Annotated in this window: 17 protein-coding genes and 1 tRNA gene; 9 read left to right on the top strand and 9 right to left on the bottom strand. The window is 71.5% G+C overall.

Features of this window, described 5'->3' with window-relative positions:
- The first annotated feature begins 88 nt into the window (after positions 1-88).
- Entirely contained in the window at positions 89-2,401 is a 2,313-nt protein-coding gene (locus ACVGV2_RS01390; protein ID WP_459164233.1) for a transglycosylase domain-containing protein, read from the top strand.
- A gap of 15 nt (positions 2,402-2,416) precedes the next feature.
- Here the strand turns inward: ACVGV2_RS01390 and ACVGV2_RS01385 are convergent, their stop codons facing one another.
- Complete coding sequence (locus ACVGV2_RS01385; protein ID WP_459164232.1) at positions 2,417-2,887, bottom strand: GatB/YqeY domain-containing protein; 471 nt, start codon at positions 2,885-2,887, stop codon at positions 2,417-2,419.
- 111 nt (positions 2,888-2,998) lie between these two features.
- Here ACVGV2_RS01385 and ACVGV2_RS01380 point away from each other — a divergent pair, with 111 nt between their 5' ends.
- The 3 genes from ACVGV2_RS01380 to ACVGV2_RS01370 all read left to right on the top strand — a co-directional run bounded on the left by ACVGV2_RS01380 (position 2,999) and on the right by ACVGV2_RS01370 (position 6,263).
- Entirely contained in the window at positions 2,999-3,895 is an 897-nt protein-coding gene (locus ACVGV2_RS01380) for a metallophosphoesterase (RefSeq protein WP_459164231.1), read from the top strand.
- A 225-nt stretch (positions 3,896-4,120) separates the two neighbouring features.
- Positions 4,121-4,194 (top strand) — tRNA-Pro (locus ACVGV2_RS01375).
- A gap of 224 nt (positions 4,195-4,418) precedes the next feature.
- Positions 4,419-6,263 carry a S9 family peptidase gene (locus tag ACVGV2_RS01370; protein ID WP_459164230.1) on the top strand — a complete coding sequence of 615 codons (1,845 nt, stop codon included), beginning with the start codon at positions 4,419-4,421 and terminating at the stop codon, positions 6,261-6,263.
- An 88-nt stretch (positions 6,264-6,351) separates the two neighbouring features.
- Here the strand turns inward: ACVGV2_RS01370 and ACVGV2_RS01365 are convergent, their stop codons facing one another.
- Genes ACVGV2_RS01365 through ACVGV2_RS01350 form a run of 4 tightly spaced genes read right to left on the bottom strand, consistent with a single transcriptional unit; the run spans position 6,352 to position 8,996 of the window.
- Positions 6,352-6,858: a hypothetical protein gene (locus tag ACVGV2_RS01365; protein WP_459164229.1), complete on the bottom strand. Its 507-nt coding sequence runs from the start codon at positions 6,856-6,858 to the stop codon at positions 6,352-6,354.
- Positions 6,859-6,905: 47 nt separating this feature from the next.
- Positions 6,906-8,126 (bottom strand): putative T7SS-secreted protein, encoded by a 1,221-nt coding sequence (locus tag ACVGV2_RS01360; RefSeq protein WP_459164228.1) that lies wholly within the window; start codon positions 8,124-8,126, stop codon positions 6,906-6,908.
- Positions 8,126-8,440 (bottom strand): hypothetical protein, encoded by a 315-nt coding sequence (locus ACVGV2_RS01355; RefSeq protein ID WP_459164227.1) that lies wholly within the window; start codon positions 8,438-8,440, stop codon positions 8,126-8,128. The genes ACVGV2_RS01360 and ACVGV2_RS01355 overlap by 1 nt, the downstream gene beginning before the upstream one ends.
- A 43-nt stretch (positions 8,441-8,483) precedes the next feature.
- Positions 8,484-8,996, bottom strand: a complete 513-nt coding sequence (locus ACVGV2_RS01350) for a hypothetical protein (protein WP_459164226.1) — start codon at positions 8,994-8,996, stop codon at positions 8,484-8,486.
- Positions 8,997-9,299: 303 nt separating this feature from the next.
- Between ACVGV2_RS01350 and ACVGV2_RS01345 the strand changes: the two genes are divergently transcribed.
- A complete protein-coding gene (locus ACVGV2_RS01345) occupies positions 9,300-10,364 on the top strand; it encodes an NADH:flavin oxidoreductase/NADH oxidase (RefSeq protein ID WP_459164225.1) in 1,065 nt (354 codons plus the stop codon).
- 164 nt (positions 10,365-10,528) lie between these two features.
- Here ACVGV2_RS01345 and ACVGV2_RS01340 read toward each other — a convergent pair whose 3' ends face one another.
- Complete coding sequence (locus ACVGV2_RS01340) at positions 10,529-11,023, bottom strand: Dps family protein (protein ID WP_459164224.1); 495 nt, start codon at positions 11,021-11,023, stop codon at positions 10,529-10,531.
- Between the two features lie 194 nt (positions 11,024-11,217).
- Entirely contained in the window at positions 11,218-11,775 is a 558-nt protein-coding gene (locus ACVGV2_RS01335; protein WP_459164223.1) for an NADPH-dependent FMN reductase, read from the bottom strand.
- Positions 11,776-11,929: 154 nt separating this feature from the next.
- Between ACVGV2_RS01335 and ACVGV2_RS01330 the strand changes: the two genes are divergently transcribed.
- Positions 11,930-13,006, top strand: a complete 1,077-nt coding sequence (locus ACVGV2_RS01330; RefSeq protein ID WP_459164222.1) for an alpha/beta hydrolase — start codon at positions 11,930-11,932, stop codon at positions 13,004-13,006.
- Positions 13,007-13,061: 55 nt separating this feature from the next.
- On the opposite strand, the gene ACVGV2_RS01325 is transcribed toward ACVGV2_RS01330, so the two are convergent.
- Both ACVGV2_RS01325 and ACVGV2_RS01320 read right to left on the bottom strand, forming a co-directional pair.
- Complete coding sequence (locus ACVGV2_RS01325) at positions 13,062-15,644, bottom strand: helix-turn-helix transcriptional regulator (protein WP_459164221.1); 2,583 nt, start codon at positions 15,642-15,644, stop codon at positions 13,062-13,064.
- A 40-nt stretch (positions 15,645-15,684) separates the two neighbouring features.
- Positions 15,685-17,100: an Hsp70 family protein gene (locus tag ACVGV2_RS01320; protein ID WP_459164220.1), complete on the bottom strand. Its 1,416-nt coding sequence runs from the start codon at positions 17,098-17,100 to the stop codon at positions 15,685-15,687.
- A gap of 296 nt (positions 17,101-17,396) precedes the next feature.
- On the opposite strand from ACVGV2_RS01320, the gene ACVGV2_RS01315 reads away from it, so the two are divergent.
- From ACVGV2_RS01315 to ACVGV2_RS01305, 3 genes are all read left to right on the top strand, one after another.
- On the top strand, positions 17,397-19,988 hold the full coding sequence (locus ACVGV2_RS01315; RefSeq protein WP_459164219.1) for an IniB N-terminal domain-containing protein: 2,592 nt from the start codon (positions 17,397-17,399) through the stop codon (positions 19,986-19,988).
- A 213-nt stretch (positions 19,989-20,201) separates the two neighbouring features.
- Positions 20,202-22,013 (top strand): dynamin family protein, encoded by a 1,812-nt coding sequence (locus tag ACVGV2_RS01310; RefSeq protein ID WP_459164218.1) that lies wholly within the window; start codon positions 20,202-20,204, stop codon positions 22,011-22,013.
- Complete coding sequence (locus tag ACVGV2_RS01305) at positions 22,010-23,464, top strand: dynamin family protein (RefSeq protein ID WP_459164217.1); 1,455 nt, start codon at positions 22,010-22,012, stop codon at positions 23,462-23,464. Before ACVGV2_RS01310 ends, ACVGV2_RS01305 begins: the two co-directional genes overlap by 4 nt.
- The last annotated feature ends 308 nt before the right edge of the window (positions 23,465-23,772 follow it).

Genomic DNA, 23,772 nt, shown 5'->3' with positions numbered 1-23,772 from the left:
AGGATCCTCACACCGAGCACTCATCACATCGAGCGGCAGCTCCGCACGACGCGCTGTGACGTGCCGGGCGCGAACTTACTCTGGGCCGGTGCGCGCTCGACACGGGTTGTTCAAGCTCTTCGGCCTCTGCGTGCTGGCCGGTGTCCTCGTCGCCGGCATGCTGTTCCCAGCAGTGGGATCGCTCGGTGTGGTCTCGAACCGCGCCAGCGACGCGGTGAACAGCATCACCCGCGACATCCTCACCCAGAAGTCCCCGCTGGTGACGACCGTCACCGACCGGGACGGCGAGCCGATCTCCTACTTCTACGACCAGGACCGCACCCCCGCGGCACCCGACCAGATCTCGGACGCGATGAAGGCGGCGATCATCTCCATCGAGGACCGCCGCTTCTTCGAGCACGAAGGCGTCGACTGGCCCGGCACCGTGCGAGCCGCCATCACCAACCAGGCCTCCGGTGAAGTCAGCCAAGGCGGGTCCACGCTGACGCAGCAGTTCGTGAAGAACTACCTCATGCACGTCATCGCCGGGGACGATCCGGTCAAGCAGGCCGAGGCGGTGGAGCAGACACCGGCGCGCAAGATCCGCGAGATCCGCATCGCCCTGCAGCTCGAACAGCGCATGGGCAAGGAGGAGATCCTCGCGCGTTACCTCAACGTCGTCCCGTTCGGCAATCAGATCTACGGCGTCAACTCGGCCGCGCGGACCTACTTCGGCACCACCCCCGGGGAGCTGACCATCGCGCAGTCGGCGCTGCTGGCGGGCATGGTCAACATGCCCAGCGCGCTCAACCCGGAGACGAACCCGCAGGAAGCCGAGCACCGGCGCAACATGGTCATCGACGCGATGGAGCAGCAGGGGCGCATCACCGCTGCGGCCGCCGACCAGGCGCGGCAGGCGCCGCTGGGGGTGGTCAGCCCGGTGCAGAACCTCCCGAACGGTTGCGTGGGCGCCGGCCCGGAGCACGGCTTCTTCTGCCAGTACGTCATGGACTACCTGCAGCGCCGCGGTTTCACCGAGGAGCAGCTGAAGCAGGGCGGCTACACCATCCGCACCACGTTGGACAAGGACATCAGCGCCGAGGCGAAGCGGGCCGCCGAGCAGCAGGTGCCCCAGGACACCGAGGGCATCGCCAACGTGATGAGCGTGGTCGAGCCCGGCGAGGACAAGCATCCCGTGCGCGCGCTCGTGGCCAACCGCGACTACGGTTTCGACGCCGACGAGGGCCAGAGCGCCTACTCGCTGCCCAGCAGCATGGCCATGTTCGGCGCCGGGTCGGTGTACAAGGTGTTCACCGCGGCGGCCGCGCTGGAACACGGCCTGGGCATCAACACGCGGATCCCCGCGCCCGGGTCGTACACATCGCAGGTGTACAAGAACGGCACGGCGCCCTACACGGTCGGCAACGCCGAAGGAACCAACCCCGGCCCGCGCAGCGTCCAGCAGGCCCTGGCCACCTCCCCGAACACCGCGTTCGTCGCGCTGCAGGAGCGCGTGGGACTGGACGAGACGGTGAACATGGCCAGCCGCCTGGGCATGCGGCAGACGCTGAACCAGCACAGCACCGCCGGGCAGAAGATCTCGCCGAACGGGACGAACGGCACCTCCCAGGCCCAGGAGGTCAAGCAGAACGAAATCGGCGCGTTCACCCTCGGCTACACACCGACGAACCCGCTGGAGATCAGCAATGTGGGTGCGACGATCTTCAGCGGCGGCACGTGGTGCCCGCCGACGCCGGTGGCCGAGATCACCGACCGCAACGGCGACCCGGTCCCGTTCACGGAAGAACCCTGCGACCAGGCGGTTCCCAGCGACCTGGCCGACGCGTTGGCCGTGGGGATGAGCCAGGACGACAAGCCCGGCGGCACGGCGCACCAGGCCGCGCAGAGCGCGGGCTGGGACCGCCCGCTGGCGGCCAAGACGGGAACCACCGAGGAACACCGGTCAGCCGGGTTCCTCGGGGCGACGGCGCACCTGTCCGCGTCGGTGCTCACCTTCAGCGACGGCGACTCGCCGCGGGGGATCTGCGACACGACACCGCCGTCGTTGTGCGGTGACGGCAACATCTACGGCGGCAAGGTGCCGGCGCGCACCTGGTTCGGGGCGATGAAACCGCTGCACGAGGACCTGCCGCCCCAGCCGCTGCCGGACGTGAGCTCCCGGTACTCCAGCGGCGGCGAGGAGCAGCACGCGCCGTACGTCATGGGCATGCCCGGTGACCAGGCGGAGCAGACGCTCAGCGACGCCGGCTACGAGGTGGAGCGCACGGCGGCGCACAGCGAACGCCCCCAGGGCACGGTGGTCTCGCAGTCCCGCTACGGGGCCGTACCTCAGGGCGAGACCGTCGAGCTCCGGGTCAGCACCGGCTACATCCCCTCACCCGCCGGGGGCAGCAGGAGTTAGTCGATCACCCGCTGATCAACCGCCGAGCCGGCTCTTGACCAGCGCGGCCACCTGCGCGCCCTCGGCGCGCCCGGCGACCTTGGCGTTGACGGCCTTCATGACCTGCCCCATCTGCTTCATCCCGGGCGCTTCACCCAGCTCCGCGGCGACTTCGTCCACCGTCTGCTGCACGAGCTGCTCGAGCTCCTCCTCCGACATCGCTCGCGGCAGGTAGCGGCGGAGGACCTCGGCCTCGGCGCGCTCCGAGGCCGCCTGCTCCGCACGCCCGGCCTCGTCGAAAGCGGTCGCCGACTCGTCGCGCTTCTTGGCCTCCTTGCTCAGCACCCGCTGCACTTCTTCGTCGCTGAGTTCCCGGGCCTGCTTGCCGGAGACCTCTTCGTTGCCCACCGCGCTCAACGCCATCCGGAGCACGCCGGTGGTGGCGGTGTCGCGTTGCTTCATCGCCGCGGACAGGTCCGCCCGCAATTGCTCTTTGAGGTGCGCCATGCCGCCGATTGTCCCGCGCCCGCTCCGGGCCGGGCAGGCAGCACTCCCGTGGCGCGGCGCGGGTGAGCACACCGGCGCGCGGCGCTCCGGGCGAGGCCTACCCTGGGTGGCGTGAAGACTCTGGGCAGGACCGCACTGACAGGGAGCGCGCTGAGCGCCGGAGCGATCGCCTACGCGGCCGCCGTCGAACGGCGGCGCTGGACCCTCCGGGAAGCGGCGTTGCCGGTGCTCGCACCGGATGCGCAGCCGCTGCGCGTGCTGCACGTCTCCGATCTGCACCTCACCCCGAACCAGCGCGACAAGCAGGAGTGGGTGGCCGCGCTGGATGCGCTCGAACCCGACCTGGTGGTCAACACGGGCGACAACCTCGCCCACCCGAAGGCGGTCCCCGGTGTGCTGCGGGCGCTGGGGCCGCTGCTGGATCGGCCGGGGATCTTCGTGTTCGGCAGCAACGACTACTACGCGCCGAAGCCCAAGAACCCCGCGCGCTACCTGTTGCCCGCCCACCGCGCCAAGCGGGTGCACGGCGAGCAGCTGCCCTGGCAGGACCTGCGCGCCGCGCTGACCGAACACGGCTGGGTCGATGCGACGCACCGACGGCGGACCGTCAGCGCCGGCGGCAACGAGGTGCACGTCGCCGGGGTGGACGATCCGCACCTGGGGCTCGACGACTACTCCTCGATCGCCGCGCCTGCCCCGCAGGGGGCGGACCTGCGCCTGGGGGTGACGCACTCGCCGGAGCCGCGGCTGCTCGACCGGTTCGCCGCCGACGGGTACGACCTGGTCGTGGCCGGGCACACGCACGGCGGGCAGTTGTGCGTGCCGGGATTCGGTGCGCTGGTGACCAACTGCGGGATCGACCGCGCCCGAGCGAGCGGCACCTCCACCTGGGGTGAGCACATGCGGTTGCACGTCTCGGCCGGACTGGGCACGTCGCCGTACGCCCCGGTGCGGTTCGCCTGCCCGCCGGAGGCGACGCTGCTGACGCTCATGCCGCGCGAGGAGTGACCGGGCGGAGCGACCGGGCGGAACGACCGGACGGAACGACCGGGCGGAACGACCGGGCGGAGCGACCGGGGCGGTGACCAGCGGACAGCAAGCCGGTGACCGGCGGAAACGACGATCCTACCCCGGTTTCCGAGCGGCTGCGCGGATTCGCTAGACTGTCTCCCGGCGGTCGGCAGCGACCCGGTCCGGTCCACCTCTGGTGATCGGACCCGACCGCGCAGCAACCGGGGTGTAGCGCAGTTTGGGAGCGCGCGTCGTTCGGGTCGACGAGGTCGTGGGTTCAAATCCCGCCACCCCGACGGACGAGGGCCAGGTCAGCACAGCTGATCTGGCCCTTTTCGCGTGCAGCGGACCGCCCGGCTGACGGGACGTTTCTCGAGAAAAGTCGCGGACTTTTCTCGAGAAACGTTCAAACGCCCTGGTGCGGAGGCGGCTGGGTGGGCGACGTACCCGCCCGACGCGCGCCGCCGTGTCGGGCCTTCCCCTGCGGCGGGAACACCGGCGCATCAGGCACGATCGAGCTGTGAGCACCTATCCAGAGGCGAAGGTTCCCGCGAAGCTGTTCGACGACCCGCAGGCCCAAGCGCGGTGGCAGGCGCGCTTCCGGGCGCCGCGGGTGTCGTTGCCCAGCTGGGCGCGGGACGCACCGCAACGCAACGTCTACGTTTCGAACGCCAGCGGCACCTGGGAGATCTACGCCTGGGACCGCGGCGCCGAGGAGCACCAGCGCGTCACCGACCGTCCACAAGGAACTTTCCACGCGGCCCTGCCCCCGGACGGCGAGCGGATCTGGTGGTTCGACGACACCGACGGCGACGAGTTCGGCCGCTGGAAGGTGCAACCGTTCCGCACCTCCGGCACCGAGCAGCAGGCCGCCGACGCCGTGGCCGGGGTGCACAGCGGGTACCCGGCCGGTCTCGAACTGGGTGCGCACATCACCGCCCTGGGCATGTCCACCGACGAGGGCGTGACGATCTGGGTCTGCGAGGACGGCGGCGAGCCGCGCGTGCTGTACCGGCACGACCAGGACGGTGGACTGGCCGCGCTGTCCTGGGACGAGTCGCTGGCCGCCGTGTCGCACTCGGAGCACGGCGACAGCAGGCACCCCGCGCTGCGCGTGCTGCGCGTGGACGGAACGCCGGTCGCGGAGAAGTGGGACGGCCCCGGCAAGGGCCTCGACGCGCTGGAGTTCGCCCCGGTGCGCGGCGACCCGCGGCTGCTGGTGTCGCACGAACGGCGCGGCCGCGAAGAACTGCTCGTCTGGGACGTGCTCGCCGACACCGAGACCGAACTGCGGCTCGACCTGCCGGGCGAGGTCTCCGCCGACTGGTACCCGGACGGCAAGGCGCTGCTCATCGCGCACACGCACCACGCGCGCACCGCGATCTACCGCTACGACCTCGCCTCCGGCGAGCTGTCCGCGCTGCCGACCCCCGCCGGCACGGTCGTCGGCGCCTCGGTTCGCCCGGACCGCGCGGTGGAGTACGTCTGGTCCTCCGCGGCGAGCCCCTCGATGGTGCGGGCGCTGTCACCGGCGGGTTCGGACGACGTGCTGCTCACCCCACCTGGCGAACGAGCTCCGGAGTCCGAACCGGTCGCCGACGTGTTCGTGCAGGCCCCGCACGGTCCGAACGAGGCCGTGCACGCGCTGGTCTCCCGGCCGGCGCACGCCGGCGACGGCCCGCTGCCCGCGGTGTTCAACCTGCACGGTGGTCCGCACGCGGCCGATGAGGACCGGTTCTCCGCCTACCGCGCGGCGTGGTTGGACGCCGGGTTCGCCGTCGTCGAGATCAACTACCGCGGTTCGACCGGGTACGGCTCGGCCTGGCGCGACGCGATGGAGGGCCGCCCCGGCCGCACGGAGCTGGAGGACGTCGCGGCGGTGCACGACTGGGCACTCGCACAGGGGTTGACCACGCCCGAGCTCAGCGTCGTCGCGGGCGCCTCGTGGGGCGGGTACCTCACCCTGCTCGCCCTGGGGACCCAGCCGGACCGGTGGGCCGCCGGCGTTTCGGGCGTGCCCGTGGCGGACTACGTCACCGCCTACGCCGACGAGATGGAGCCGCTCCGCGCGTTCGACCGGTCGGTGTTCGGCGGCGCGCCGGACGAGGTGCCGGGGACCTACCGGGACTCCTCCCCCATCACGCACGTCGACCAGGTGCGCGCGCCGGTGCTCGTGCTGGCCGGGGACAACGATCCGCGCTGCCCGATCCAGCAGGTGCTGAACTACCTGGACCAGCTGGCGCGGCTGAACGTGTGGTTCGAGTTCTACCGCTACGACGCGGGGCACGGCTCGCTCGTGGTCGCCGAAACGCTGCGGCAGGTATCCACCGAGATCCACTTCGCGCGGCGGGTCCTCGGCGTGTGACGGCTGTTCCGGGCGGGCCACCGAGCGGTCCGCCCGGAGTGCCGCGGACCGGGCAGGTCGGGACGCGGCCGGCGGCAGTACCTGTCGATCAGCCGGCCTCGTCGTCCGAGGCGTCTTTCGGACGCACCGAGCCGACGAACTCCTGGAAATCCGGCAGGACGGTGTCGAAAACACCGGAAGTCGCGGTCAGCACCAAACGCACGACCGCCTGCCGGTGCCGGTCGTGGACGTCCCGCATCAGCAGGTACACCTGGCACTGCACGAGTTCGAGGGTTTCGCCCTCGACCTGCGCGGCCACCCGCAGGATCTGCGTCAGGCCCGGTGCGTCCTCGGAACCGAACTCGGAGCGGTGCGACAGCGAAACCCGCTGACTGCTCCGGTGCAGGCTGGTGAGCGACTCGTCCGCGACTTCGGCGAGCGTCGCGTCGTCGCGCTGCTGCTCGTCCATCGTGATGTTGGTGGTGAAACCGGGCCCCTCCGAGGCGGCGTGCAGCGCCACGAACGCAGCTCCGGGCGCTCCTACCGCGTCCGGGCGGGCGGGTTTCCACCCCTCCGGCAGGTGGAATTCCAGCGATACGGGCATCGCCTCTGCCATGTCTTGGATGCTCCATCCTCTTTCCGCGCGGGGAACTGGGAGCTCGTCTACAGCCATCCCGACATCGTCTGCTGCGCTGAACTGGTGGCACCGTTCCACGCGTCACCGACGGCATCGACCGCGTCACTCGCCGTCTGGCCGACCTTCTCCGGGTCGATCTCCACCCCACCGCCGACGCTGCCGCCTACACCTATGGCAGCTCCGACGTTGGTCTCGACTACGAAGTTCCCCTCATCGTTCATACCAATGTCAAAGCCGGTTTCGGCACCTGCTCCAGCCCAACCTTCGGCCGATCCTGTGACGCCGATACCACCAATGTCGGCGCCACCTTCAGCACTTGCTTTCGCTCCCGCAAAAGCATCGGCTTTGGTATTGACACCCGTGGCGCTCAGTTGCGTGTCGCCCCCTGCTCGCACGCCCGCGAAGCCGTCGACTTTACCGTGCGCCTCGGCCGGCCCGGAGGCGACGCGTCCCTCCGCCTGAGCTCGAGCGCCGGCCGAGGCCTCAGCCGATCCCTGCAGCGATCCGTTGCCCACCGAAGCAGACGTCGTAGCAGCGGCATCAACACTCGCCTCGTACGCCCCGCGGGCCGTGCCCCACTGATTGACAGTGCTACCTTCGCCTTTGACACTGGCCAGCTGCGCCTGTGCCTGAGCCTGAGCTAGCTTCCCGTTTTCCCCAACCGAAGCCGAGGCAGTAGCGTCAGGGCCCTTCGTCTCGGTCTTCCCGGAGCTGTTACCGCCTTGACTGACAGTGTCGAGCATGAGGGCCAATGCGGCGTCCCCGTCTTGCTCGCCGATCTTCTTGGCGACGCGGCGTCCCGCGTCGTCCAGCTGATCCTCCGCTCGCTTCAACACGGAGCGCGCCTCTTCCCTGAACTTGTTTTCTGCGGAATGCCCCCTGCTCCGGTCTGACTCGTTCGCGTTGTTCTTCGAATCCCGGGAAGCTTCTCCCCGCTCCCAGATCTCGATTGCCTCCGCTGCTTGCGTCTGCGCCCAACGCAGGACACCCGCATACTCGGAAAGAGATTTCGCAGCCTTCTCCGCACCATCAGCGCATTTGAGCCATTTCACAGGCTCCCGGGAGAATCTATCCTGAAATGAATCACTCGCCGTTCCGGACCAGCTTCCGAAATCTACCCTTTTTAACTCCTCGCCCACGTGTTCAAATTTCCGAGCGAGTTCCCCGAACCCCTCCGCGTTCCTCTCGACGAGACCCGCTTCCCCCGGGATCAGCTCCTTCGGGTCCGTCGTCTCACCCAGGCGCACTATTGCAGACCCCCCTTGGTGATCTCTCCGCTAATAGTGCCGATTTCCTTTCTGTATTTCAGGTCGCTGCCCTCGTATTCCTTCGCGATCTGACGCAGTGCCCGCGTTGCTTCCTCCGCAGTGCTCCGCAGAATATCCACCGCGGACCGCGTGCCCTCGAACAAGTCACTCACGGCCTTCTGCACGTCGTCATGACCGTAATCCACTTCCTCCTGTAGACCGTGCATTGCATCCTGCGGTATACCGGATACCGCGTCACTGATGTCCGCACCGGACTTGCGAATATCATCCGGGCTGACTTCGAACTTTCCCATGCATCCTCCGAACCCTGTTGGAGCACCGCGCAGCTGAACCGAATCAGATTTCACTAAAGGCGGCGCTGCGCCAAGTCCAGCCAGAACGGGTGACTGCGTTTTTCAAGGGCTTTTTCAGCTCGCCGGTGTTGAACCGGTAGTTGTACACCTCGCCGAACTGGCCGTACTCGGTGAACGCGTGCTCGCTGCTCCAGGAGGACTCCCACTTCCTCCCCCGGAAAGCTTCGGCCTTCACCGACAGATGCGGAACACCTGAAACCCAATCGACGCTCCGCTCGTCGTCTACGGCGCGCACCTCGCGGTTCTCCGGGTCCAAGCGCATGCTGACGCGGAACGCCTTGCTCAGCCCCGCTTTCGCGAAGACCTGGCGCCACTGGGCGTCGACGATGCGCCACTCCGCGACGAGGTCGGGCTCGCCATCCCCGCCCTCGCGGACCACGAACGGCGCGGTCGGGCGGTTCACCCCCAGAAGCGCCGAACGGACCTGCTCCGGCGGCAAAACCGGGACGTCACCGTCCGGCCTCTTGATGCCGCGGAAGAAATCCAACAAGCCCATCGCCGAGCTCCTCTCGAACGGTCCGCAGTGATCGCGGCAGACCGTAGCAGCAGCCGCGCGGAACTCGGTCCCGTTCTGCGAAAACATCTCGCTGAGGTGAGGGCGATCTCAGCGGGTCGGAACGCGCGGTTCGGGGCACCGGACGGCGACGGGCGGCCGAACTGCTTCCGGGGCACGTCCGAACACCGGCCGCAGCGGCGAGGAGCCCTGCGACGCAGTCCGTTTCGCCGCGTCCGCCCTCCCGCTCTGTGAGGTACCTGACGCGGCGGAATCTTGCGCGCAAGCGGGTTGTTGCGGCCGGACGTGAGCCGACTATTCGAACCGTTCAAGCTGCGAGACGTCGAGATCCGCAACCGCGCCTGGGTCTCGCCGATGTGCCAGTACTCGGCGACCGACGGCGTGCCGAACGACTGGCACCTCGTCCACCTGGGCCAGTTCGCCCTCGGCGGCGCCGGCCTGGTCATCGCCGAGGCGTCCGGGATCAGCCCGGAAGGGCGCATCAGCCCGGCCGACACCGGCATCTACAACGACGAGCAGGTCGCCGCCTGGCAACGCATCACCGGCTTCCTGCGGGAGCACGGCGCCGCCCCGGGCATCCAACTCGCCCACGCCGGACGCAAGGCGTCGACCACCGCCCCGTGGGACGGCGAACGCAGCATCTCCCCCGCCGACGGGGGTTGGGAGACGGTGAGCTCCACCGCGCAGCCGTTCGGTGAACTGGCGGCGCCGCGCGCGCTCACCACCGATGAGGTCGCCGCGATCCCGGAGCGGTTCGCCGAGGCCGTGCGCCGCGCCGACGAAGCCGGCTTCGACGTGGTCGAGCTGCACTTCGCGCACGGCTACCTGGCGCACCAGTTCTACTCGCCGCTGGTCAACGACCGCACCGACCACTACGGCGGGGACTTCGACGGCCGCGTGCGGCTGCTGCTGGAGATCACCGAGGCCGTCCGCGCGGTGTGGCCGGAGGGCAAGCCCGTGCTCGCGCGCATCTCCGCGACCGACTGGGTCGACGGCGGTTGGACCGGGGACGATTCGGCACGCCTGGCCCGGCTGCTCGTCGAGCGCGGCGCGGACCTCGTGGACGCTTCCACCGGCGGTGCCGTGCCGAACGCGTCGATCCCGGTCAAGTCCGGCTACCAGGTGCAGTTCGCACGTCAGATCCGGATGGACGCCGACGTGCCGACGGGTGCGGTCGGGCTGATCACCTCGCCGGAGCAGGCCGAGGAGATCATCTCGGCGGGTTCGGCCGACGCCGTGCTGCTGGCGCGGGAGCTGCTGCGCGATCCGCACTGGCCGCTGCGCGCCGCCGACGCGCTGCGCGCGGAGAGCCACTGGCCGAAGCAGTACGAACGCGCGCGCCCGAAGTGACGCACGCCGCGGGCAGCCCCGGAGCACACCGACAGCACACCGACGCCTCCGGCTTCCCGCAACGACGAGGGCCCCACCCGTGCGGGTGGGGCCCTCGTCGTGTTTTCAGCGCACCAGCTGCACAGCCGTGGCCGCCGCGAAGCCGTTCGACAACTCCCAGCAGCTCAGTCGGCGAGCTTGGCCTCCCACATCCAGTGGGCCTTCTCCAGCTGCTGCGCGACGGAGATCAGCAGGTCCTGGGTGACCTGGTCGGTCTTGTCGGTCTCCTCGATCCGGGGGCGCAGACGGCTGATCAGGTCGGCCAGGATCCGCACCACGGTTTCCTTCACCTCGCGCGTGGTGCGCCACCCGGACTCGAAGCGGGTGACGCCCGAGGTCTCGGCGAGCGTCGCCGACCGTCCGTCCGGCGGGTAGCCGATCGTGGCGGCGCGTTCGGCGACGTCGTCGGCCAGCGATCGGGCCGTGCTCACCAACTCGTCGAGGTGCAGGTGCACGTCCCGGAAGAACTCGCCGACCACGTTCCAGTGCGCCTGCTTCGCGGTCAGGTGCAGGTCCACCAGGTCCACCAGCGTGGCCTGCAGCGCCTTGCCCGTCGCATCCCGGTCGGAGTCCTTGAGCGGTCCGGTGATCGGAGTTTTCGCAGCCGTTCTCTGGGCCATGAGCAGGTCCCTTCCTCGTACCCGAGCCGTTCCGCCGAGGATGCGCGTTCACCGCGCCGCCTGCACGGTGAACACCGCTCACCGCGTGGACGACCGGCGGGGCCCGCCGCGAACGGTTGTTCCCCGCACTCGCGCGCTGCGCGGATCCGAACCGAACGGGTGCTCGATCCGTGCGCGGGCCCTCGGACGTGCGCTCAGGCGCCGCCCTCGGCGAACTCCACGACCTGCTGGCCAATGGTGCGCAGGGTCGTGGTGACCTTCGGGTCGGCGCACTCGCCCCCGGGGCCGAACCGCGTCTCGGCGGAGTTCACCGCCCCGCCCAGCGGGGTGGGCCACCCGCGCAGCGCGTGCACCACCGAGCGCAGCGACTGCAGGGTGAGCACCGTGGCCTGCCAGCCGTAGGCGATGCCGATGCAGCCGACGGCGCGTCCGGTCAGGTAGGGGCGGTCGTCCTCGCGCAGGTCTTCGACGTAGTCGAGGGCGTTCTTCACCAGGCCCGAGATCGTGCCGTGGTAGCCGGGGGAGGCCAGCACCACGCCGTCGGCCGTGCGCAGCGCCGAGATCAGCTCCACGGCCTTGTCGGTGCGCTCGGCGAGGTCGGTGTCGTAGAACGGCAGGGCCAGGTCCGCACCGGTGATCGCCTGCACCTTCGCGCCGGCGTCCGCGGCGCCGCTCAGGGCCACCTGCATCGCCCGCTCCGACTGGGAATCCGGGCGGACGGATCCACCGACCCCGATCACGGTCACCGTCATGCCTCGCCTGCTCCTCACTCGTCGTCCGGCCGGAAACGGCCACGGGGTCACGCTACGACTTCGAGCGCGCTTCAGGTCAAAGTTCCGTGTCCCGTTGCACAGTTACTTAGCGGTAGCCTGCGGGGGATCAACCGTCCCTGGAGGTCAAGCTCACATGTCGAAGGCACTGGAGCGCGTGCGGCCCGTGGTGGAAGCGGGCGCGCTGCGCGGCATCATCTCGTTGCCCAGGACCGTCCGCCGATGGATCGCGGGAGCTCCCGTGCGCCTCGACGGGCAGGAGCTCGCGCTGGACGCGCAGCTGCTGCTGCGGATGCAGCGGCTGGCCGGCAAGGACCAGCTCAGCGCCGAGACCCCCGAGCTGGCGCGCGACGGCATGCGCCAGGCGATCGGCCTGCTCGGCACCGCCGCCGTGCCGGGCGTCGTCGCCGCCGAGCGGCGGATCGACACGCCCGACGGTCCGCTGGCCGCGCGGCTGTACCGGCCGCGCGAGGTGACCGGGACCGGGCCGCTGCTGGTCTTCTACCACGGCGGCGGCTGGGTGATCGGCGATCTGGACACGCACGACGACCTGTGCCGGTTCCTGGCCAAGCACGTCGGGATCCGCGTGCTGTCCGTCGACTACCGGCTCGCTCCGGAGCACCGGTTCCCCGCCGCCTACGACGACGCGCTGGCCGCCTACCGGTTCGCGGTGGAGCAGGCCGCCGAGCTGGGCACCACGCGGGACGCGATCGCCGTCGGCGGCGACAGCGCGGGCGGCAACCTCGCCGCCGCGGTGGCGCTGCACGCCCCCGGCGGAGGCCTGCCGCGGCCCCGGATGCAGTTCCTGCTCTACCCCGCGGTCGACGCGACGCGGCGGCGGGAGTCGCGGCGCACGTTCGCCGACGGTTTCCTGCTCACCGACACCGACATGGACTGGTTCCTGGACTCGTACGTGCCGGAGGTGCAGCAGCGCGGCGATCCGAGGTTGTCGGTGCTGTTGGCCGAGGACCTCAGCGATCTCTCCCCGGCCTACGTGGTCACCGCCGGGTTCGACCCGCTGCGGGACGAGGGCGAGGCCTACGTCGAGCGCCTGTCCGAAGCCGGTGTCTCCGTGGTGCACCGCCGCTTCGACGACCTGATCCACGGTTTCGCCACGCTGCGCGGCGCGGGTGCGCGTTTCGACCAGGCCCTGTTCGAGGTGGTCGGCTCGTTGCGCGCCGGCCTGGCCGCCGCGGCCAGCCCCGCGGCGTGAGAACCTGCCCGCGGGAAGCCGGCATTCGCCCGCTTCCCGCGGGCGAGCCGCCGTTTCAGGTGAGCAGCTCGCGCAGCCGGTCGAGCAGTTCCTGCCGCGAGCCGCACTCGAGGCGCTGCTTCATCCGTCCCACGTGGTGCTCCACGGTTTTGGCCGAGATGAACAGCCGCGAGCCGATCTCCTTGTAGGTCTTGCCCGCCAGCACGTGCTCGGCGACCTCGCGTTCGCGCCCGGACAGCGCGTGCGGCTCGGTGGCGGCAGCTCCGGTGACGGCGCGCGGGCGCGGCGGTTTGCCCTGCAGCGTCCGCGCCGTTTCCAGCAGCCGCAGCATGTCCTGCCGGTCGGTGGTGTGCAGCGCGACCTGCCCGGCCAGGCGCGCACCGTCCCAGGCGAATCCGGCCGAGTGCAACGACATCGCGGCCTGCCGGGCCCGTTCGGCGTCGACGTCGCCGCCGAGCGCGCGCAGCCACACCTCGGCACCCGCGGCCATGGCGGTGGCCAGCGGGTTGTGCCCGGAGGCGGCCCGCAACGCGGCTGCGTGCTGCCAGGCTTCGTCGTGTTCGCGCAGGACGATCGCCGCCTGCATGCACTTCCACCGCAACGGTGCCGACCACAGTGGAGGATCATCCAGGAGTTGCAGCAGGCGCAGGGCTTCCTGCTGGTACGGGGCGATCCACGCGTGGTCGCCGAGCCGCGCGGCGGCCACGATCGCCTCGCCGAGCGGGAACAGGCTGAACAGGTCGACGGGATGTTCGGCGACGGCCTGCCGCAGCGCCCCGCGGACGGTCCCGAGCACTGCCGTGTCGTTGTCCCTGCCGGCGGCGCCCGCGCGCAGCGCGGCGAGCCACAACCGGTCGCGCCCGCGCAGGGTTGCGCGCTCCAGCACGTCCAGATCACTGTGGACAGAAGAGGTGTCACCGCGGGACAACACTTGGAAATCCGACAACAGGCGCATCCTCGTCCACAGTGGATCGCATTCGCCGGTGGCCTCCCGGCCGCGCTCCAGCACGCCGTGCGCCACGTCCGGATCCCCCGCGTGCAGCGCCACGAGAGCCGCGATCGCGGCCGGAGCGTCCGGCAGCGCACCGGCGACGTCGGAATCGGCCAGCGCCGCCGCGCGCGCGGTGCCGGACACGGCCGCCGCGGCCGATCCGGTCACGGACTCCCACACTCCCGCTGCCAGCTGCTCGAACGCTCCCGCGCGCAGTGACGGCGGGCCGTCGCCACCGCCGCAGGCCCACATGTCCCGCGCGCGTTCGCGGTCGCCCGCGCCGAGCAGCGCCACCGCGGCGAAGGCCCAGTCGCCCAGCCAACGCGGCCCGCGCGCCGACCACGCGCACAGCTGCGCGCAGCGCTCCAGCAGGCCCCGGTGCGCCAGCGCAGTCGCGGCGATGCGAGCCACCTCCGCACGCCCCGCCGCTCGTTCGTCGCCCAGCACCTGCTCGGCGTGCCGCAGCGCGGTGTCGAAATCACCGGCCACTGCCGCAGCGCGCACGCGCAGCACGGCCGTTTCCGACTCGGCGGCGCCGCTGTGCGCGGCCGCGTCGCACAGCCGGCCGGACAGCGCGGGCTCGCCGGCGCGCAGCGCGTCGGAGGCGGCCTGCGCGAAACCGCGCGCCAGGGCCTCGTCCGGCCCGGTGGCCTCGTGGTGCTCGGCCACCACGCGCATCACCGGCAGCAGCGCCGCTTCGGTGTCGAGCCGCTGTTCGATCAGCCGCCGCGCGATCCACAACCACGCTTCCCGCGGCAGGATCCGGCCGAGCGCGCACCGCACGACCGGAACGGGTGCGTCGCCGGCTGCCAGGAATCCGCTGGCGCGCACGTGCGCCAGCACATCGTCCACAGTGGATTCTTCGGTGTCGAGCAGCCGCGCGAGCGGCGCGGCGCCGGAGCTCGCGCCGAGGGACAGCGCGACGAGCAGGTCCCTGCCCACCGGTCCGAGCCGGTCCAGTTCCGGGTGGAACCGCTCCAACACCGCTTCCGGAACCGCCCCGCGGCCACCGGGAGTCTGCCCGGCGGCCTCGAACAGGCGCACCGCCAACCGCGGCACGCCACCGCTGTGCTCGACGGCCCATCGCAGCCGCTCGTCATCGGCCGGGCCCGCCGCACGCCCCGCGTAGGCGGCGAGTTCGGCCACTCCCCACCCCGGCAGCGTCAGCGGCGTGCGCATCTCCGCCAACAGCGCGTCGAGCTCGGAGGAGCGCGGATGCGGCCGGTAGGTGAGCACCATCCGCGCACCAGCGGCGCGCGCCCGCTCCCGCAGGTCCCGCAACGTGTCCTCGTCGAGCCGGTGGGCGTCGTCGACGAGCACGGCCGCGTCGCGGCACTGCTCGACCGGGTGCTCGGCGCCGCGCACCGCGACCCCGGCAGCGGTGTAGGTGTGCGCGATGCAGGACAGCAGCGTGCTCTTGCCGAACCCGCCCGCACCGCGCACCGCCACGGTGCGGGCGCTGCCCGCCGCACCGGTGATCGCGCGGCACAGCGCCGCGAACTCCCCGCCGAGCACCTGCTCCAGAACACGGGTGACCTCGGCCCCGACGGGGCCGGCCTGCCCACCGGCGGACGCGCGGCCGAGCACAGCACCTCGCATCGCGGTGCCGCCGCTGACGGAACGCGGCGGGGGGACTTCTCGGTTCACGACTTCTCCCACCCTGAACGGACGGTGCGGCGAGGGATGTTCATCGGGCGCTCCCGAGCGCGCCCAGCACCCCGCCGAGCGGGTTGCTCGGTGGGAAGACGAACATCAGCACGATGCCGGTGATGATCAGAACCGCCGCGGCGGACAATTTCAACACCTTGATCCTACGAGCACGCGATTCGTCCGGTGGATCCAAGGGCATGGGTTCCACCGAGATCGGCGGGCGCTCCGGCATCGCGTCGGATTCCGGCGGTTCGGGGTCGGCCTCCGCGGTCTCGGGGATGACCACGTCCGGATCGGACGGCGGATCCGGGCGCGGCGCGGGCGGGGCGCGGTGCCCCGACCCGCCGGGCGCCACGGCGCGCGCGGCGGCCACCGCGGCACCGCTGGCCGCGACGAGTTCCGGGTGCCGGTCGACGAGCGGCGCGCGCCCCATGCGTTCGCCGACGAGGCGGCGCAGCAGCGGCGTGTGCGCGGTACCGCCCGCCAGCAGCACCGTGTCGAGCTCCTCCGCGGGCACGGGGCTGGACTGCACGGCCTGGTGCAGCACGTCCGGCACGCGTTCCAACTGCCGGCGCACGCGCCGCTCGTAGCGGTTGCGGGAGATCCCCACCTCGGTCGTGGTGCTCGGCAACCGCACCGGCACGCGGGTTTCCGCGTGGTAGGACAGGGCCTCCTTCGCCCGCGTGCAGGACTCGCGGAACCCGAGCAGCGCCGCGCGCGCCGCGGGGTCGCCGGCTTCGGCGGGCAGGTCCGCGTCGAGTTCTTCGCGCACGAGCTCCGCGACGACGTCGTCCAGGTCCCACCCGCCGGGGTGGGCGGTCTCCAGCGGGGGCCCGACGAGGTCGAAGGCGGACTCGCCGGGTCGGCGGCGCAGCACGGTCACGTCGAACCCGCTGCCTCCCGCGGTGCCCACAGCCAGCGAGAGGTTCTCGGCGAGCTCCTGCTTGCCCGCGTAATCCAGCGCCACCGCGAGGGGTTCGGGCACAGCGGTCACATCGGACAGACCGATGCGGGCGAGTTCGGTCAGCACGAGCCGCACCCGGTGCGGGCCCCAGGTGGCGCGGTGCGCGAGCGCGATGTGCTCGGGCGGGTGGCCCTGCCGCTGCGCGGCGAGGTCGGCGACCCACTCGACGACGGCGGCGGCGAGCCGCTGCGGGGAGGTGAAGTCGTTGCCGAGGGCGATCGGCGCGTCCTCGCCGATGCGTTGCGGAAAGTCCCGGCTGACCCATTCGTGGTGCGCGGCCTGCTGGCGCAGAGCGGCGTCCCCGGCGAGGAAGGTCCCGTCGGCGGTGCGGCAGACCGCGGTGGGCGTGCTCGGACCGGGAGCACCGGCGGGTCCTCCCGGCCCGAGCGGCAGCGGAGTCGCCGTACTCGCCCACTCACCACCGTTGCGCCGCACGATGGCCGCCGAGGTCATCGTGGCGCCGAGGTGGACGCCCAGGACGTATGGCATGGCTCCTCTTCGCGTTGCGCGGTTGTGAACACCCGCGGGCAAAGCCCGAACAGGCCGCACCCACCGGTGTGAGGTGACCACAATTTAGCGCCCAGTTAGTTACGCAGAGACCTCCGTTGCCATATCCCACCCCCTAACGAGCTACCAGATCGACCCCCTAATAGGTGCTGGACTAACTAGGAGTGGCTCCCGATGCCGCGGGCAGGCGCCGGTTCGTACTGTGCTGCGAGCAAGTGCGGGGCCCCGGGAAACGCGCTCCCGGGCGCCGAACGAATCGCCGAGCGAGGGAGCAGAGCATGACGAACCCTCAGACGCATCATTCGGCACCCCCCACTGGCGGCCCCGAGGCCCAGTCCGGCGCCACGTCCGAGCCGACGGTGTACGAGTTCCTGACCCGGCTCGCCACCGACCCGACAGCCCGCTCGGCGTTCGACGACGACCCCCAAGGCGCGCTGGATCGCGCAGGCCTCGGAGACATGAGCGCGACGGATGTGTCCGATGCCACATCGCTGGTCCTCGACTACGCACCGGTCAGCGCCGTGGCCGAATACCGCACGGTGCAGAGCAGCGTCGACCAGTTCGTGATGAGCACCCAGCACCACGCCGCGTTCCAACTGCACTCCCCGTACTCAACCGAGCAGGAAGAACTCAGCATGCTGCAGAACAGCCCCGAGCAGGACCAAGACTTCTCGCAGGAGAGCGACGTCGACGTGGACATCGAGCAGAACGACTCGCACAACGTCGCCAACGTCCACGACGTGCTCAACGGCAACGAGGTTCTCAGCGACAACACCGTCGTGGGCGGCGACGTCGTCGCCGGCGTCGGCAACGTGGTGGACTCGACCATCGGCGCGGTCGGCGGAGTCGCCTCCGGCGCGGTCGGCGCGGTCACCAGCACCGTGGACAACGCCGTCGACGCGAGCACCAGCCTGGTCGGCGGTGCGGGCTCGACCGTGCACCAGGACGTCAGCAGCCTCGCGCAGGGCGTCGCGGTCGGTGACGTGACCAGCAACGTGGGCGACCTCGCGGGTGGCGACGCCACCAAGGCCATCAGCGGTGTCGCCGGCGGTGACGTGGCCGGCGGCCTGCTCGGCAACGTGACCGGCGTGCTCGGCGGTGTCGCCGGCGGCGACAGCGCCGCGAAGGCCGACGAGGGCGCCGAGGGCCCCGTCTCCGAGGTCGCCAGCACCGCCACCGGCCTGGCCGGCAGCCTGACCGGCAACGCGACCAGCACGGTCGGCGACCTCGCCAGCGGGGACGTCACCGGTGCCGTGAGCGACGTGACCAGCACCGTCGGCAGCACCGTCAGCGGTGCGGTCGGCACGGTGACCGGCCTCGCCGGCGGCGTGGCCGGTGACGAGGTCACCAGCACCGTCGGCGACCTGGCCGGCGGTGACGTGACCAGCACCGTGGGCGGCGTGACCGGCGTGGTCGGCGGTGTCGCCGGCGGTGACGTGACCAGCACCGTGGGCGACCTCGCGGGCGGTGACGTGACCAGCACCGTCGGCGGCGTGACCGGCACCGCCACCGGCCTCGCCGGCGGCGTGACCGGCGGTGACCTCACCGGCGGCCTGCTCGGCGGCGACGCCGGCGCCAAGGCCGACGAGGGAGCCGCGGGTCCGGTCGGCGACGTCACCAGCACGGTCGGCGACCTCACCAGCGGCGACGTCGACGGCGCGCTGAGCGACGTGACCAGCACCGTCGGCGGCGTGACCGGCACCGCGACCGGCCTCGCCGGCGGCGTGACCGGCGGTGACCTCACCGGCGGCCTGCTCGGCGGCGACGCCGGCGCCAAGGCCGACGAGGGAGCCGCGGGTCCGGTCGGCGACGTCACCAGCACGGTCGGCGACCTCACCAGCGGCGACGTCGACGGCGCGCTGGGCGACGTGACCAGCACCGTCGGCGGCGCGACCGGCACCGCCACCGGCCTCGCCGGCGGCGTGACCGGCGGTGACCTGACGGGCGACCTCACCGGCGACCTGACGGGCGGACTGACCGGTGACCTCAGCGGCACCGTGAGCGGTGTGGCCGGCGGCGAGGTGAGCGGCCTGGTCGGCGGCGTGACCGGCTCGCTCGGCGGCGAGGCCGAAGGCGACGCCTCCGCGAAGACCGGCGCCGCGACCGAGGGCCCGGTCGCGGACGCCACGGGCACCGTCGGCGGTGTCACCGGTGGCCTGCCGCTCGACGGCGTCACCGACCTGACCGGCGATGCCACGGCGCCGGTGGGCGACCTGACGGGCAACGCCACCGCCCCGGTCGACGACCTCGCGGGCACCGCGACGCAGCCGGTGGGCAACCTCGCCGGCGACGCCACCGCCCCGGTCGACGACCTCGCGGGCAACGCCACCGCCCCGGTGGGCGACCTGGCCGGCGACGCCACCGCCCCGGTCGAGGGCGTCACGGGCGACCTGCCGGTGGACGACGTCACCAAGACCGTCGGCGACGCGACGCAGCCGGTCGGCGACCTGGCCGGCAACGCGACCGAGACGGCCACCGGCGTCGCCGGCAACGCACCGGCCGTCGGCGACCTGCCGGCCGACCTCGAAAACCCGACCGACGCGGTCCCCGCCGCCGAGCAGGCCACCGCCCCGGTCGAGAACACGGTCGACAACGTCGAGGACACGGCTGGCAACGCCACCGCCCCGGTCGAGGACGTCGCGAACGACCTGCCGGTCGACGACGTGACCGGCGCCGTCGGCGACGTGGCCGGCAACGCGCCGGTCGTCGGCGAGGCCACCGACGCGCTGCCCACCGAGGAAGCCACGGCCCCGGTCGAGGACACGGCCAACCACCTGCCGGCGCCGAGCGACGTGCCGGTCGCGGGGGACGCCGTCGGCGGCACCGTCGAGCAGGTCAGCAGCGACCTCGGCACGGAAGGCCTGCTCTGAGCACCGCGCTGTAGCAGTGCGCTGTAGCAGTGCGCTGAGCACCGCGCGTTGAACGCTCGCCCACGGGGGTGCGGGGCCACGCTCCGCACCCCCGTTCGCGTTCCCGCGGCGCATGCCAGCTTTTCCGCTTTCCGGACATTCCTCTTTCCGGACATTCCGCGGGAAACCCAGTGGGGTGGCCGACGCGGACGGCGACACGACACAATCACCCGTGTGATCGACACGGCGCTGGTTGAACTCATCGACCGCGCGAGCGCGGAATGTGCCGAGCAGGACCGCTCCGACCTGCACGGACGGCTCAAGCAGATCCGCACGCGCGTGCTCGATCCCAGTCAGCTCGTGCTGCTCATCGGTGAACCGGGTCAGGGCAAGAGCGCGTTGCTCAACGCGATCGTCAACGCGCCGGTGTGCGCCACCGGGGAGACCACCAGCACGCACGTGCCCACGCTCGTGCGTCACGCCGACACGCCGAGCGCGCACCTGGTGGAGCAGGAATCGGCCGAGGGCCCGCCCGCGCTGGAACGCGTGCCCGTGCCCACCGAGGAGCTCATCACGCGCCTGCAGCAGGCCCTCGACCGCGGACGGCCCGTGCAGCGCGGCGAGGTCGCGGTGCCGCGAGCGGTTCTGCGCAACGGGCTCGCGCTGATGGACACGCCCGCGTTCGGCGGGCCGTCCTCCGCGGGCACGGGCACGACCCTGGGCATCGCCGCGGAAGCCGACGCGCTGCTGATGATCTCCGATGCCACCCAGGAACTGACCACCAACGAACTCGGCTTCCTCAAGCAGGTCGCCGACCTGTGCCCGAACATCGCCCTGGTGCAGCCGAAGATCGACCGCACACCGCACTGGCGCCAGGTCGTCGAGGTCAACCGCAAGCACCTGAGCAACGCGGGCGTGCCCGCGAAGATCTTCCCGGTCTCGTGCACCGTGCGCACGCACGCGATGCGCACCAAGAGCAGCAACCTGAACAAGGAATCCGGTTTCAGCCCGCTGCTGGAATACCTCAAGACCGAACTCGCCGGCCAGCACGACCAGCTCACCCGCCGCCTCGTCTCGCACAACCTCGGCGAGGCGATCACCCGGATCAGCAACGACCTGCGCGCCGAACTGGCCGCGCAGAACCCGCGCACCGCCGCCGAAACGCTCGTGGAGCTGGAAAGCGCGCAACGGCGCGCGGAGGAGCTGCGCCGGATCTCCAGCCGGTGGCAGAAGACGCTCAACGACGGCGTCCAGGACCTCAACGCCGACGTCGAATTCGACTTCCGCGAGCGCTGCTGGGCCATCCAGCACCAGGTCAACGAGCTCTTCGAGCAGGCCGACCCGCTCGGTGTCTGGGACGACTTCCGGTCCTGGTTGGACGATCGGATCCTCGAGGCCATCGACACCACGTTCGGCTGGGTCGAGCAGCGGCGGCAGCACCTGGTGCGGCGCGTGGCCGAGCAGGTGCCGGAGCAGGACCCCGGGCACGAGCCGGAATTGGCGCCGGTCGAACCGCCGCGGCCGCTGGACGCCGTGCCGGAACCCGCGCTACCGCGCGGCAGCGACTTCCGCCGCTTCGACCAGGTGCTCACCGGACTGCGCGGCTCCTACGGCGGTGTGCTCATGTTCGGCCTGGTCACCAAGATGGCGGGCATGCCGCTGCTGAACGTCCTGTCGTTGTCGGCGGGCATCCTGCTGGGCAGCAAGAGCCTCCGCGAGGAGAAGGACACCCGGCTGCGCCGCCGCCAGACCGAAGCGAAGAACGCCGCGCAGCGCTACCTCGACCAGGTCGTGTTCCAGGTGAACAAGGACGCCAAGGACGCGGTCCGCGCGATGCACCGCTCGATCCACGCCCACTTCAACGGGATCACCGAACAGGCCCAGATGGACGTCAACACGTCCATTCAGGACATCAAGCGGGCCGCCGAGCGCAGCGCGGTGGATCGCGACCAGCGCGCACGCGAGATCAAGCAGAAGCTGGAGGACCTGTCCGTGCTGCGCAAACGCGTCGGCATGCTCACGCAGAACCGGATCACGGCGTCATGAGCGCACTGCTGGAGCGCGCGCGGGAACTGCTCATCCACACGATCACGTGCTACCGCGACGATCCGCGCACGGCCGCCTGGCTGCGCGGCCGCCTGGAACGCCTCGAGCAACCGCTGCGCATCGCCGTCACCGGACGCGTGCAGTCCGGCAGGTCGACGCTCATCAACGCGTTCGTCGGCGAACCGCTGGCACCGACCGCGACCGAGGAGAACACGCAGGTCAACACGCTCTACCAGTACGGTCCCGAGCCGAAGGCGCTGGTGCACACGCCGCACGGTTCGGTGCAGACCATCCCGATGAGCACAGTGGACGAGGAGACCATCCGGCGGTTGCAGTACTGGCGACCCGACGAGGTCTCCCGGCTGGTCGTCGAAGCGCCCTGCCCGGGGCTGCGCGCGGTCAGCCTGCTCGAAACACCGGGCGTCGCCTCCACGGCCGTGCGCGAAACCGGGCAGACCGCCCTGGCGCAGGTGCTGTCCGAGGCCGACGCCGTGCTGTACCTGACGCGGCACCCGCACGAAGCTGACCTGCAGTTCCTGCAGGCGGCCCACGAACTGCGCACCGCGCGGCGCGCCCCGATCAACACGCTGGTGGCGATCTCCCGGGCCGACGAAGCCGGGGCGAGCGGCTCGGAAGCGCTGTCCGCGGCGGAAACCGTCGCCGAACAGCACCGCGCCGACCCCGCGCTGCGGTCGTACGCGCAGCACGTGGTGCCCGTGGTCGGGCTGCTCGGGCAGGCGGTGCACACGATGACCGAACAGGACATGGCCACGCTGCGGGAACTGCTGAAGTTGTCCGAAGAGGACTTGCAGTCGCTGCTGCTGTCGGCCGACCGGTTCGCGCACGGCAAGGCACCCGATTCGCTGCCGGCCGAACACCGCCGGGCGCTGCTGGTCCGCTTCGGCCACTACGGGGTGCAGCGCGCCCTCGTGGCGCTGCGCGACGGTGCGAACGACGCGGCGCAGCTGCGCGCGGAGATGCTCGAGGCCAGCGGGATGAACGCGCTGCAGGGGGCGGTGCACCAGCAGTTCGTGGAGCGGCAGGACGCGCTGCGGGCCCGTTCGGCGCTGCTGGCGGTGGACATGGTGTTGCGCGCGAATCCCAAGTCCGAGGCGCAGCGGCTGCACGGCGAGTTCGAGTGGGTCCTGGCCAACGCCCACGAGTGGGACGAACTCCGGTTGCTGTCCGCATTGGACTCCGGGCAGCTGCGGTTCACCCGTCCGCTGCAGGCGGCGGCCAAACGTCTGCTCGGGGCCGGTGGGACCGACCCGGCCAGCAGGCTGGGCTGCGATGCGGACACGTCCGCCGGCGAGCTCGCGCAGGCGGCCACGCGGGCGCTGGCGCAGTGGCGGGAGCAGCACGCGCACCCGCTGCACGACCGCGCGCACCGGGAGGCTGCGCGCACCGTGCTGCGCACCTGCGAGCACCTCACCACCGAACTCGCGGGTTGAGCTCGACGCGCGGACCCGCAGCGGATCTGCCGTCCCGCACCGCACGGCGCGCCGAGCAGCCGGAACCGCGCAGCGGATCGGCGCGGACGGCGGTTCAACGCCGGCTGCGCTGCTTGGTGCGGTACGTGGCGTGATCGGCCTCGTGCAGGGGCTCCGGGCCATCCGGCGCGGCCGCGGAACACGCGAAAGGGCCCGGAACGCGGGAGTTCCGGGCCCTTCGCACGTGGTGGTCGCCGCAGTCAGCGGATGACCGCAGTCAGCGGGTGCCCCGCCGCGGCTCGGGCCCGCGGGCGGGACGTGCCGGCGGT

This window comes from Bounagaea algeriensis, assembly GCF_054491375.1.
The sequence above is the reverse complement of the archived record's forward strand: the minus strand, read 5'-3'. Positions and strand labels throughout refer to the sequence as shown.